At 45.7% G+C, this 13,539-nt stretch carries 8 protein-coding genes; 3 read left to right on the top strand and 5 right to left on the bottom strand.

Annotation, left to right across the window (positions count from 1 at the left end; translation table 11 throughout):
* Positions 1-124: 124 nt before the first annotated feature.
* The 4 genes from BMX95_RS12510 to BMX95_RS12525 all read right to left on the bottom strand — a co-directional run bounded on the left by BMX95_RS12510 (position 125) and on the right by BMX95_RS12525 (position 6,528).
* The gene (locus tag BMX95_RS12510) at positions 125-1,186 is read right to left on the bottom strand and encodes a response regulator (RefSeq protein ID WP_081204873.1); all 1,062 of its coding nucleotides are present in this window, start codon (positions 1,184-1,186) and stop codon (positions 125-127) included.
* A 536-nt stretch (positions 1,187-1,722) separates the two neighbouring features.
* Positions 1,723-4,545 carry an FAD-binding and (Fe-S)-binding domain-containing protein gene (locus tag BMX95_RS12515; protein WP_081204872.1) on the bottom strand — a complete coding sequence of 941 codons (2,823 nt, stop codon included), beginning with the start codon at positions 4,543-4,545 and terminating at the stop codon, positions 1,723-1,725.
* A 116-nt stretch (positions 4,546-4,661) separates the two neighbouring features.
* On the bottom strand, positions 4,662-5,660 hold the full coding sequence (locus BMX95_RS12520; RefSeq protein ID WP_081204871.1) for a hypothetical protein: 999 nt from the start codon (positions 5,658-5,660) through the stop codon (positions 4,662-4,664).
* Between the two features lie 88 nt (positions 5,661-5,748).
* Complete coding sequence (locus BMX95_RS12525) at positions 5,749-6,528, bottom strand: alpha/beta hydrolase (RefSeq protein ID WP_081204870.1); 780 nt, start codon at positions 6,526-6,528, stop codon at positions 5,749-5,751.
* 183 nt (positions 6,529-6,711) lie between these two features.
* Between BMX95_RS12525 and BMX95_RS12530 the strand changes: the two genes are divergently transcribed.
* From BMX95_RS12530 to BMX95_RS12540, 3 genes are all read left to right on the top strand, one after another.
* On the top strand, positions 6,712-7,272 hold the full coding sequence (locus tag BMX95_RS12530; protein WP_081204869.1) for a hypothetical protein: 561 nt from the start codon (positions 6,712-6,714) through the stop codon (positions 7,270-7,272).
* Positions 7,273-7,386: 114 nt separating this feature from the next.
* The gene (locus BMX95_RS12535) at positions 7,387-9,630 is read left to right on the top strand and encodes a CRTAC1 family protein (RefSeq protein ID WP_081204868.1); all 2,244 of its coding nucleotides are present in this window, start codon (positions 7,387-7,389) and stop codon (positions 9,628-9,630) included.
* 314 nt (positions 9,631-9,944) lie between these two features.
* Positions 9,945-10,364, top strand: coding sequence for a response regulator (locus tag BMX95_RS12540; RefSeq protein WP_081204867.1), 420 nt, complete (start codon positions 9,945-9,947; stop codon positions 10,362-10,364).
* Here BMX95_RS12540 and BMX95_RS12545 read toward each other — a convergent pair.
* Positions 10,358-13,381 carry a glycosyl hydrolase gene (locus BMX95_RS12545; RefSeq protein ID WP_081204866.1) on the bottom strand — a complete coding sequence of 1,008 codons (3,024 nt, stop codon included), beginning with the start codon at positions 13,379-13,381 and terminating at the stop codon, positions 10,358-10,360. The genes BMX95_RS12540 and BMX95_RS12545 overlap by 7 nt on opposite strands.
* Positions 13,382-13,539 lie beyond the last annotated feature (158 nt).

The raw sequence follows: 13,539 nt of genomic DNA on the forward strand, positions 1-13,539 counted from the left end.
TTCTTTTTTTTATAATTATAGATGATCGTTATAAATACAAACGCCTCCCTTCGGCGTAACCGAAGAAAGGCGTTTACTTTTTAATTTATTTAATAAGTTTGGGCAGGCAAGCCGTGCCACGGTTTCAGTTCAATAAATTCTCCAGTTCTTTCTCGTTTAAAATGGTAATGGCGCCATCGTGAATCTCGATCAGCTTCTCGCTTTTAAATTCACTGAGTGTTCTGATCATGGAGGCGGTTGCCGTGCCAGCTATGGCTGCCAGGTTTTCCCGGCTTATATTAATGGAGGTTTTGTATTTTTTGTTTACGGTGATCAATGCATCGGCTACTTTTTTGCGCAGGGAGTTATAAGCCAGCCCCAGTAACAGCTGTTCCTTTTCGGTAATGTTCCTTGCCATCATGGTCATAAAACGAACCACCACTTCTTTGCGGGTGTTCATTAATGCATCGAACTCATCTTTGGGAATAATGGCCAGCTCGGTATTCTCCATGGTTTCGGCCCGTTCTTTATAAACCGTTCCTTCCAACAGGGCCACATAACCCAGGAAGTCGCCTTCGCCATAGATCCCTACGATCAACTCCTTCCCTTCTTCATTGGTTTTGTATGTTTTTACTTTTCCTTTCTTTATATAATAAAGCCGCGCCGGACGATTCCCTTCCACGTAAATGATCTGTTTTCTTTTGTATTTGCATACATCGCGGTTATCGCTCAGTAAACAGAGAATATCCCGTTCATTGCCGTTTTTGGGAATATCGTGCAGATGATGACCGTTACCATTAATAGCAGCTTCCCTTGGCACAAACTCCTGTTTAAGCCATTCAGCACGCTTTAAACGGCATTCTATTGCCTGTAAAAGCTCGGTCTTCTCAATGGGTTTAATAATGTAATCATCTGCACCTAATTCCATGCCCTTGCGCATTTCAGCGCGGTCGGCAGTGTCTGACATAAAAATGAAGGGCGTGTTTCGAATGGTGGGATTTTTGTGAATGAGGTGAAGGACACCATAACCGTCTAATTGCGGCATTAGTACTTCGCATAAAATGAGGTCGGGCTTTTGAAGCAACGCAATCTCTATTCCTGTTTTTCCATCCTCTGCAGTATACACCTTGTAATTAGCCAGCTCGAGGATCTCTGCAATATTCTCTCTGGTCCCGGCATTGTTTTCAATAACAAGAATCTTCTTCATGTTTTGGTCGGGTTTTAAAAAATGAGCAAAAGCTGTTTACCTATGCTATGGCAAGCACGGTCATTGACCTGGTCGGTCTCGGTCTTCTAAGGAACAATATGAGCTATTCTTGAACGGGTTTGGATAAGGTTTGTAAGAACTGCGTTACGGAGTAATGTTTCAAAAAAAGAACGGAGAGACAATCTTTTCCCTATGGCCTCACTGTAACGAAAACTAATACAGTGTTGATAGTTGAGTTATTTATTTATTTAACCTGCAAAGGATCGGGTTACTGCTATCGAATATGAATCGGCTGGACTATGTAACTAAAGATAACGTATTTTACACATCATCCAATCGACATCATAATTTTTTTTATGAATTCATCAGGCTAATAACAGTGCAAATAATATACTGTTTGGATTATTGTTTCCAGGTAAGACACGGTGAGGATGTGCAAAGTTGCATAATTCTATTATTTTTTCATCCTGTTCCATCAGGTTTTTTTGAAAAAAAATGCGAATACGTTGTAGCCCTTTAAGATATGCTGACCTTCATCATTGTGTTACTTCATCGAGCAAATACAATACAGATCTGTAGTTTCTGCCTGATGATTCAGCTAATGCCATCTCGCAGGTTTTAGCTGTTGAGTAACAATCATTGACTTGTGCATTATTCACTTCTTCCACTTCGGCACGTGTAGCAGCTGCTGTTAACCCCGGATAATAAAATCCGCGATCACCAGCCATACCACAACAACCGGCAGTATTGGGAATAACAGGCACTTCAACAGTTTTTTCGGCTAGCTGTAAAAGGTTTTTGTTCAGGTTCATTTTGTGCAATGAACATACAGGATGAAATACAGCCTTGTCTTTTTTCTTTGTGATAGTTAACCGGGGTAAGAGTATATCTGTAGCAAATTGCAGGCTGTCGATAATTTGTAACTGGTCGAACCGCTGTTGGTTCTCAGGCGACAAATACGGCCGGCAGGTTTGTAAGGAATGTGTACAGGAAGTAATATCGAGCACAATGGGCAGGCTTCCGCTTTTGCTCCAGTCCCATAATGTATCGATCGTCTTATTTACAATGAAGCGGTAGGCCGGTGTAAATCCTTTGGAAGCAAATGGCTGCGCACAGCAGGTGCCGGTAAGGTTATCGGGGATCAGCAGGCGCACGTTAGCCTTTTCAGCCAGCCGGCGGCAAACATCCACAATAGATTCCTGTTTCTCCATATCGCGGCCCATGGTGCGGCTGATACAGGAAACAAAATACACTACATCAGCCTGTTGGGGCATTTGTGATTTAACCGTTACAGGCGCAGTTAATTGTTGCGGCCACAAGGGAAACGCCGGCGCTATTTTGCGCATGCCACTGGTTAATTTGAACATGGCTTTTTTGCCGAACACACTGTTTACCAAACCGCCACTGCGTAAACCGGTTTTTATAAGCCGTTCCACCAGTCCGAAGTTTTTGGCCACCTGCATGGCAATGGCATTACCGGTTTTGGAATGATTTTCTTTCCGTAACCGTTTAACCAGCTCACCGGTATTGATGGCAACCGGGCATTCGGTGGCACACATGCCATCTACGGCACAGGTATCCAACCCATCATACGCGTAATCTTTCAATATGCTATTATAGGTATGGGTATCACCTGCCTTTTTTAAACGTGATAAGGATCTACGCAATACAATGCGCTGCCGGGGTGTTAGGGTAAAATGACGGCTGGGGCATTTATGTTCGCAATACCCGCACTCCACACATTTGTCAACCTCTTCTTCCACCACGGGCAGCGGCTTCAGGTTCTTTAAATGACAGGTATTATCCGGGTTAATGATCACACCCGGGTTCAGGATATTATCAGGATCGATCAGGGCTTTCAACTCCTTCATAATGGTATAGCCCTCTGTGCCCCACTCTGTTTCAACATAAGGCGCTATTTGCCTGCCTGTACCATGCTCCGCCTTTAACGCACCGTTGTACCTTTTTATGACCAATTCCGCCAATTCATCATTAAAGGCGCCAAAAACGGCAACCTCTTCCGGGGTATCTATCGACTGCGATACCAGGAAGTGCAGATTGCCTTCCTTGGCGTGGCCGAAGATAATGGCGTCGAAATATTTGTATTTAATAAACAGCTGCTGCAGGTCTTCCACACAATTGCCCAGGTTTTCGATGGGAACGGCAATATCTTCCAGCATTGCCGAAGTGCCTTTTTGCCGCACCGCCGCTACGGAAGGATACATGCCCTTGCGCAGCTTCCAGTAACTGGCCTGTAAATATTCGTCGGTAGTAAATTCAGTTTTATAAGTGATGGGCAGCGAATCGAGGTACTGTGCCGCCCGGGCTATTTTTTCCTGTAAACCGGCTGCCGTGTCTGACTGGTATTCACACAAAATACCTGCGCTGTTTGCCGGCAGGGTTTTCAGAAATGCCGGTGCACCCGCCAGGTCTTCAATAGACTGAATAGCGGCCCGGTCCATAAACTCCAGCGCTTCGGCATCGCTGTCGCGCAGGGCGGGAACGGCATTACAGGCTATTGCTGTTGAAGCAAAGAACAACAGTCCGGTACTTTTATAGGGTTTATCGGGAATGGTGTTCAACACTGCTTCCGCAATAAAGGCCAGGGTACCTTCTGCCCCAATCAGCAAATGCGCCAGTATATCCAGGGGATGTTCGTAATCGAGAAAGGCATTGATGCTGTACCCGACCGTATTCTTGATCTTATACTTGTCCCTGATCTTTGCAGACAGGGCCGGGCTATTCTTTACGCGTTGCGCCAGTTGTACAATGCCGGCTGCCAGCTGCGGCTGGGTAGTTTCAAATCTTTTATAGTCGTCCTTGTTTTCGGTATCAAATACTTCCCCATTGGGCAGCACAAATTTCACATGCTTCAGCGTATGGTAGCTATTATTCACCACACCGCAACACATACCGCTGGAGTTGTTCGACAAAATCCCCCCCATCATGGCGGCATTGATGGATGCGGGATCTGGCCCTATTTTCTTTTTATATTGTTTCAGGAAAAAGTTTACGCGGCTGCCCGTAATACCCGGTTGCACGCGTACTGCGCTCCCCTGCTGCTCGGCCTTTATCAATGGCCAGTTGCGCGACAGATCGACCAAAATGCCCTCAGTAACCGACTGGCCCGATAAACTGGTACCGCCGGTACGAAAAGTAAGCGAGGTTTGGTGTTGTTTGGCCAGTTTAAAAAGCAACTGCACTTCTTCAATATTCACGGGGTATACAATGGCCTGTGGTACCAGCGTATAAAAGCTGGCATCTGATGAATAGGCATGCAGGTCGATGGGACGGGTTTTTAATCTGTCTGCCGGGAACTGTGCTGCCAGAGCCTGTTGTACTTGCTTTTCCTTTGTCATAGGGGAATCCTCACTAATTTCACTCCGCAAGTTACGTCATAGATGCTTAATGACGAACGCCTGACGAAAAACAGGCTTTCCGTCAGGCGTTGGTCCAAATTGCAGAAAACCGCAACTTATGGCCGGTAATAATATCGTTGGGCAGTGGTGTATATGCCAATATGAGGTTCCCATATCCCCTGATATGAAATGGAAGTGAGGTTTCCACTAGCATCAAAGGTGTTTGTATAAGTGATTAGGACAACATTGTCTTTTTTAATGGTTTGCACGACATTTCCAAGGATATAGCCCTCATAGCTCTCAGTCCCGATCGTAATAAAAGGAAAAAATTGCTTGGCACGGCTATACCAGAAAAGGTCACCTATCCATTGCGCCATAAACTTTTGTAATTCCTTAGGGGTTTCACCGCTACGTTGATAGGTATAAATTTCAGGGACGCGCTGGTTAAGGATTTCTGTGGTGGTGGCCAGGTTTCCCGATGCATCGTATTCATATTTGTCAATGATACTATCAGGTTCGGCATTGGGAATGGGAAAATATTTTTTAAATACCGGCTTTCCACCTACCAGGGCCACCTGGAAATAATCCTGCCCGTCATAATAACCGGGATTTTTCTTTACCGAATCAAGATAAGTGATGAAGGTGGTGTCCCCGCGCTTGTCGTATTTTACGGAACCTTCGCTGGTGGCCACCAGGCCATTTTTATAACCGGAGATCACTTTGGCCACCTGACCGCTGGCATCGCGCACAAATTCCATCCGGCTGATGTCAAAACCTCTATAGGAAGTAACATTTTCATATAACGCCAGCTGGTAATTGCTGTTGTAGGTAAACGTAGTTGTAGCGGTATCCCTGGTGTATGTACTACTGTTATAATCCTTACATATCACCTTTCTATTAACAGAATCAATGGAGATCTCCATGCTATCCTTCGCATAATAACTATTAGTTGCTGATACCCTGGAACTTACTATGGTTTTCAATTTGAACCAGGTGCGGTCAGCCGGGATGGTATCGTTCGGGTTGGTATTATCGTTATCGGAGAGGCCACTTTTATGACACGAAAACAACACCAGGCACATCAGGCTTGCAAAAACGAGCAAACAGCGATTCATGATAATTGATTTTTGGTGCTGCAAGATAAGATTTGCAACCCAAAAATGTGCCTCAATACAATAATGTACTAAGGCACAAAGGAACACATTATTGCTTCTGGATCCAGTCCAGCACCTGTTGCGCATCCTCTTTCCAGTTAGGCAGTCCTAAAACATGGTGGTTACGGCTTGGCACTTCCAGGTATTCCGTTACCGATCCGTTATTTTGTTTATAGCGTTTGAAGTTGCGTTTGTTAAGGGAAGCGGGAATGATGTTATCGGCAGGACTGGACACAATAAGCAGGGGCGCATGGGGTTTGTTGAAATCAACTTTGGCGGCGCTGGAAAGGCCATCCCGGGCCAGCAGTTTCGATTCGGGTACCACATACTTATCATATTCTGCCCGTTGGGTCGCCTCCGGCATACCGTTAGTAAAAGCGTATTGCCAGGTTTTGAACGACATCAGGTAATCTTTTTTGGTAGAAGTGAATAAACCCAGCGAACCTGTGCCTGCTTTGTAAAACGACAACTCCAGTGGTATAACGCCCTGGGGCGGAACCGGGTGAATGGCCACGCCGGCAGCGCCATAATCGCGATTGACCAGGATCTGCGTCATCAATCCACCAAAGGAATGACCGATGATAATTGGCTTTTCGGGCAACTGTTTGGCGATGTCGATGTAATTATTTAATACGGTATTCATGCGCAGGGTGGCGATAGGTGAATTGGGATGCTGGCTGCGCAATACATCGGGCGCTCCTTCTTTTAAAGGCCAGGCCGGCGCCAGCGCCGTGTATCCTTTACTTTCAAAAAAAGTTACCCAGTTGTCCCAGCATTTGTAACTAACAAAACAGCCCGTTACAAACAGAATAGTTTTTGATTGAAGCATGATGGTTGGTTTTTTGTGGGGGCTATGAATTTACTTAGAAAAAACCACACACAGATTTTAATTTTTTATTAAGCACAGTTTTTACATCCACAATAAGCTCTGCATGTCATAAATGTGTAACCGCATTTTAGAAATAACAATTTAAAATATGCGTGACCATTTGCGCTATTTTGGTTAAATTCATTGAATATTCTTTTACCGCTGAAACAGTGCCTGGCCATATTGTTGCTTGCAGTACATCTGTTTAACCTGGCAGGCTATACGCTGTTGTTTGAGTATTTCATGCAACAGTCAGACAAACAACTAACCCAACAACTCGACAATAGCCAATATAACGATAGCGGGCTTATTGAAGTAAAGATTGTCTTGCACGCACCTTATCTTACCAGTTGGAGCGCTTATGAACGGATAGATGGCGAGGTGGAGGTGAATGGTGTTTTTTATAATTATGTAAAAAGAAAGGTACACAACGATACCCTGTACCTGTTGTGTTTAGCGAATAAAAACAAAACCCAGTTACATTCAGCCCGTCTTGCGTATGCTGCCAACGTGAATGATGTACCCACCCAGGCAAAGGATACTGGCGCGTTTAAAAAAAATCCGGCCGGTTTTGAGTACCAGCAACCGGTACAGCTGTTTACAGTAGCCCTTCTGCTGAATGCAACCGGTGAAAAGGCGCAACAACCCGCCCCACCGGTAGTACTACCCTATATAAACGCACCATTCCACCCACCACAGGGCTAACCTGCTAACGCTTATTCTTAGTAAACCTGGCTGGGAGGCAACTCCCCTGCCCATTTATCTACACGGCTTACTGATCGATGGACCATTGATCACAGGCCTCAATATATACATCCCATGACCATTGCCTTTCCTCGAGCATGGCTGGCCATATTTTTATGGCTGGCCTTCTCTTGTTCTACGCAACATTCGCCCAATAAAGACATGATCAACCTGTTACAAACTGTTGCCGAAAGTGAAAATGTACCCGGCAATGCGTTTGCATCAGAAAGAAAAAAGGTGTTCTATGATTCTTTGCTGCAGGTGGCCAGCACCTATCCTGATTCAGCGGCCGCCAGCTTTGGTTTGGGGAACACTTTGCTGGAACTGGGACAGGAAGAAAAAGCAATCCCCCTCTTTGAAGACCTGTTAAAGGGACTGCCTTCTTTTCTGATGGACAAAAGACAACTGGTTATGAAAAGCGTGGCCATTGCTTATTTGCGACTGGGTGAAAGAAAGAATTGTATTTACAATCATAACGGCGAATCCTGTATCTATCCCATTGCCAACAAAGGTATCCATGTAAATAAACAAGGGGCCGAAAAAGCTATCGAATTGTACACCAGCCTGCTGCGATACGATGGCAGCGACCTGGAATCAAGGTGGTTACTTAATATAGCGTACATGGCTGCGGGCGGTTACCCAAAGGAAGTACCGCCAGCCCTGCTACTGAACTTACCCGCCACCGATAGCAGCATTACCGTTAAACCATTTCAGGACATTAGCCCAAGACTTGGATTGAATATAAAGAACATGGCCGGCGGCAGCGTGATCGATGATTTTAATAACGATGGCTATGTCGATATTGTTACCAGCAGCTGGGGATTACAGGAAGGCATGCACTGTTACATCAATAACCGGAATGGCACTTTTACTGATGCCACTGCCGCCTCGGGTTTAAAAGAACTTACCGGCGGATTGAATATGGTGCAAACCGATTATAACAACGACGGACTGAAAGATATTTTTGTGTTGCGGGGCGCCTGGAAAGGTAAATATGGGAAAGAACCTAATTCCCTATTAAAGAATAACGGGGATGGAACCTTTACCGATGTCACCGTAGCAGCGGGTTTGTTATCCTTCTACCCCACCCAAACGGCTACCTGGGCCGATTTTAACAACGATGGCTGGCTCGATGTGTTCATCGGCAATGAAACAAGTTTCGGCGGAGAAAGTAATCCCTGTGAATTTTACCTCAACAACAAGAATGGTACCTTTACTGAGATGGCCGTAAAGGCCGGTTGCTCAGTGATCGCTTTTGTAAAAGGCGTAACCTCGGGTGATTATGACAACGACGGTTTTCCGGACCTGTTTCTGTCTACATTAAACGGGAAAAAGATCCTGCTGAAAAATGAAGGTCTTGCAAATGGCGGCATTCATTTCAAAGATGTTACTGCAGCAGCCGGGTTGAGCAATAATGTTACCGCTACCTTTACTACCTGGTTTTGGGATTATGACAATGATGGCTGGCTAGATATCCTGGTTAGCGGGTATGAATTCAACCGGTCACTGGCCTGGTATGCAGCCGAAGAAGCATTGCATTATTCTAAAAGCCATTCCGGACATATATTCCTGTTTCATAACAAACATGATGGTACGTTTGAAGACGTAACGGAAAAAACAGGTTTGAACCACATTGCTTTTTCCATGGGTGGAAACTTTGGCGACATCGATAATGATGGCTGGCTTGATTTCTATATGGGAACCGGCAATCCGCAGTACGCTTCTTTGGTACCCAACAAGCTGTTTAAAAACATACAGGGTAAACGCTTTGCCGATGTTACGCTGCCAGCCCGTGTAGGCAATCTGCAAAAAGGCCACGGCGTTTCCTTTATTGACCTGGACAATGATGGCGACCAGGACATTTATATCGAGATGGGCGGCGCTTATGTTGGGGATGCGTATGAGAATGCTTTATACATAAATCCCGGGCAAAACAACAACCACTGGTTATTGTTATCGTTACAAGGTAATGAGTGCAACCGGGCAGCGATTGGTACGCGACTGAAGATCACTTTTTCTGAAAACGGAAATAAACGGGTGGTATACCGTGATGTTAATTCAGGCGGCAGTTTTGGCGCTAATCCACTGATGCAACACATAGGCACGGGCGCAGCCCCCATCATTGATGAAGTTGCCATACAATGGCCTGGCAATTTGTCAACCCAGGTATTTAAAAATATACCGGCAGATGAATTGATCTCCATCAAACAAGGCGTGCATACATTTATTACCAGGCGCCTGCAGCCATTTAACTTTAATACCATAACACCTAATATCATAGATTGTTTTCCGGTAACAAAAGCTTCAAAACTATTTTAATTTAAGGGCTAAATAATACTGATTTTCACTACGTTAAACCTGCTAAAACTGCCATCGGGAAAGTTTGGCCTCATGATTGCTATGTAACCATATTATCTTCAACTAAATAATACCGGTACTGAATGTTTCAGGTATTGGTTAATGCGCTGACAGTACGCATACAAACTCTTTCCGTATTCACCCTGCCACATTTGTAGCAGCTGATGTATTCAGCACGAGCCTATTTATTTCAATGAAAAAAAGGAATTGACCAACTCGGGTTAAACCTGAGCGGTCATCTTTTATCCAAACCACAAATCTATTATCAGAAAAGTATGAAGCGCGTACAAACGACGATACTATATATAGACGACGACCAGGATGATCTGTTGATATTTGAAGAATCTGTTAATACTTTATTTCCTGATATCACCCTTTTTAAAGCACAAAGCAGTGAGGCGGGTATCGATATCCTGAATCAGCTTGAGCTTGATAAAAAACCCTATCCTTCCCTGATCATGATAGATATGAACATGCCTAAAATGGACGGCAGGCAAACCTTACAGCATATACGAAGCGTTGAAAAATGGCAGGAAATTCCCGTAGCCATTTTCACCACCTCCGCCAACCGGGATGATATAGAATTCTGCAGACATTATGGGTCGGCCTGTATTACCAAACCCATGAACTTTGCCGACTATAGTTTAACCTTACAAAAATTGTTTAATCAGATCACACTGCCCATCCGTTATTGACCTTTTGTAATAACTACCGGACCCAATAAGCCCGAGGGCATTAAAGGTGCATCGGGCTTAAAAGCTATATTGGTGCGGGTGAGTCTTTTTTCAGCGGGCAAAGCGGCATCACCGATCAACCGGTTGGGCCAGCAATTCACTACCACTATCTCCAATACATTACCGGTTGGTTGTAACAAACCGGTAACGTCAATGCGCCAGGGCGCCGTCCACAGAACGCCCAGCGCCTTACCATTCAGTTTTATTTCGGCAATATTGTGTACCACACCGGTTTCCAGAAAATACGAAATACCGGGCTGTATGCTGCCCGCATCGAAATGTTTTACATAGGCAGCTTTGCCGGAATAATATTTTATGGCTGGTTCGGGTCGTTTGGTCCAGTCTTCCAGCGCAGGAAACCCGATGCTGGCTGGTGCGCCCCAGGCGGGATCAAAATGCACCGTCCATGCGCCGGTCAGTTCCTGCACGGGTGTATAGGAAAGAAAATTGGAGCTTGTACTTTTAACAACCGTTTTTTGTACAACGCCTTTTTTGAAAACGATGAACCACGATTGAAAAGGCGCAAATTCCAAAGGAATACTGGTATAACCATCTGCCTGTGTATAGGCGTTAACCGGTATTGACTTACCGGTTGTTGCATCCCAGATCTCCGGCTGGCGACCTTTGATACGGAACCGGCCATTCCCCTTCGCCTCCTGTTTATTTCGATTCGCTATAAAATAGATGTCGGTATCGCCTATGTTACGATGGATAAAATCTATAAAGGCATTGTCGTTGTCGCAGATAAAATCAGGCCCTACCCTTTTTTCTTTCAGTACTTCCCGGAGGGGAACATTCCAGTAGATCTTTCCCTTGCCGGTTGCCTGTTGTTTTATGGTGTTGCCATCACATTTACCCCAAATAGCTGCAGCCAGTTCCTGTACCCGTGCATCACAATGCGGATAATCTTTCAGGCCACTGTCTTTTTCCGGTTTGGGGCCAACCACTACAGCACCGGCCAACACCAGTTCTTTTATTTTTTGAAGTACGGGCACGGGCATATTGGTATTGTCCCGCAATACTAAAATATGATAACTCATGCCATCGGGCAGAACCAGCTTGCCGTTTTTGACGCTTACCCGGGTCAGCAGCACTTCTTCATTGCAAACATCGTAATCGTAGCCTTTTCCTGCAGCGGGATCAACGTGTTTGGGCAGCACGATATTCGGAGTAATGTCGCCGTTATAATATAAGATATCGGCAACAAACAGACCCTGTTGCAACAGGTACTGGCACCGACTGATGTAATCAAGGAAGGGCCCCGCCTGATTCCACCAGGTTACGTTGGGATTAAAGTGCGTGCCCGCACCATATTCAAAACCCGGTTTGCCATCTTTTGGCCGCGTGGCGGTGGAAGTATGGAACAGGAAACGATTGATGCCTTCACAAAAAGCGCGGTCGGCCGCCTGTTTCATATTACCGGGATAATCGTACCAGTGCCGGAAAGAAGTGAACGATTCGGCCGAGGCTGTTTTCTTTCCATAGATGTGCGCCGCAGCCGCTACCATTTTGGTTACTTTGTTCTGGCCCTGTTCTAACCGCACTACGCCATAGCCCAGTTTTTCATCGAGGCCGCCTTCCTCATCATGTTTGCCACCCAGCCAGAACTCGCCCTGTGGCATATCGCTTCGGCCCAGGTTCTTTAATGCATCCATACACATGGTGCCGGAGCGGCTGGGACCTGCTGCTTCATTCTGCACCTGTAGTCCGTTCCGGTGGCACAGATCGGCAAAATATTTATAGTGTTCATCAGCCAGGCAATCGGCTACCGTTTTGCGATAGTCGTTCAAAAAGCGATCGCTGATCTCTACGCTGCCGATGATGAACCCATTCAATACTGGCAGGTAGGGCGCAGGATCGTATCCACGGTATTTTTTGAATTGCGGAATGAGGTTTTCTGTCCAATTGGGAAAACCGTCTTCAAAACTATCATCACAGAAATATTGCAGGGTTTTTCCGGCATATTCGCCTGCTTCCTGCAACAAGACCTTTCCTAAATTTTCAAATTGCAGATCAACACCGGTATGGCTTAACCAGTCAACCGACAGCCCGCTGGCTTCGGGTTGTGCGATCATTACTTTGGAACCGGTCATCCTATGACCGGTACGAATGATGGTCCACTCACCGGCGGGCACCTCCCAATTAAGTTGTCCATCGGCGGTTAGCCGGCCGGTAAGATCAATCACTTTATCAACCGGGATGGGCTGATCGCCGGGCATGGTTTCCCAGGGTGTAGACACCGGCCCCATCACATCATTCGCTTTTATAAAGTTGCTGGCATCCTTGCGGTTGGTTTTGGCAATAAAGAGTGTTGACCGTTTATCTGTTCGTAATGGATTGTTGTTGGCTGTGGTGGGAATGGCTATAATGGCCGTATCGCGATAATCAACCTGCTCCAGGGGCAAATCGATGTATTCTTTCCAGCCGGGCGCGTTTACCAGGTTATCGTACCCGTCGCGGTTACCGGGTAGTGGTAATTTACCGGAGAAGGTATGCGGCCCGGTTACCGTTAGTTTTGATTGCAGGAACCAGCGGCATGCATGTTGTGGCGGCACCCAGGGCCCACCCATACACCAGCCTGAACTCATGTTTACCCCAAATCGTATTCCCAAACGACTGGCTTCCTGCAAGGCAAACCGGTACAGCTCGCGCCATTCAGGCGATAAGAACAAGGCGCCCTGTGGCACTGTAGCGCCGCCGAGGCCACCCGCCGAATTGATCATCAGCACCTCTCCCATGCCTTTGGCTTTAAATTCCTCCAGGTCGCGGGTAATGCCTTCTTCATCCATAAGACCATTGAACCACCACCAGTAACAACCAGGTTGAAATGCCTGGCCGGGAAACGAAAACATCTTTTTCAATGTACTTATATCAGGCACGTTGGTAAATCCGGGCAGCCATTTAGTAACACCTGTTTTCGCAGATGCCACATGTGCGGTAGCCAGTGACGAAAGTGTTATAAATTTGCGACGATCCATTTATTTGTTATTAGGTTATTAAGTTATTAGGTTCATAAGATATTGGGTTCGTATGTTATTAGGTTACCACCTAACAACCCAATAACACAATAACCTAATAACCAAATAACTTTCTCTTTTAAAACGTATTAAACACTAAACACCACCAGCTACTTTCA

The organism is Niastella yeongjuensis (genome assembly GCF_900110245.1).
In the GTDB taxonomy this organism is placed as follows: Bacteria; Bacteroidota; Bacteroidia; order Chitinophagales; family Chitinophagaceae; genus Niastella; species Niastella yeongjuensis.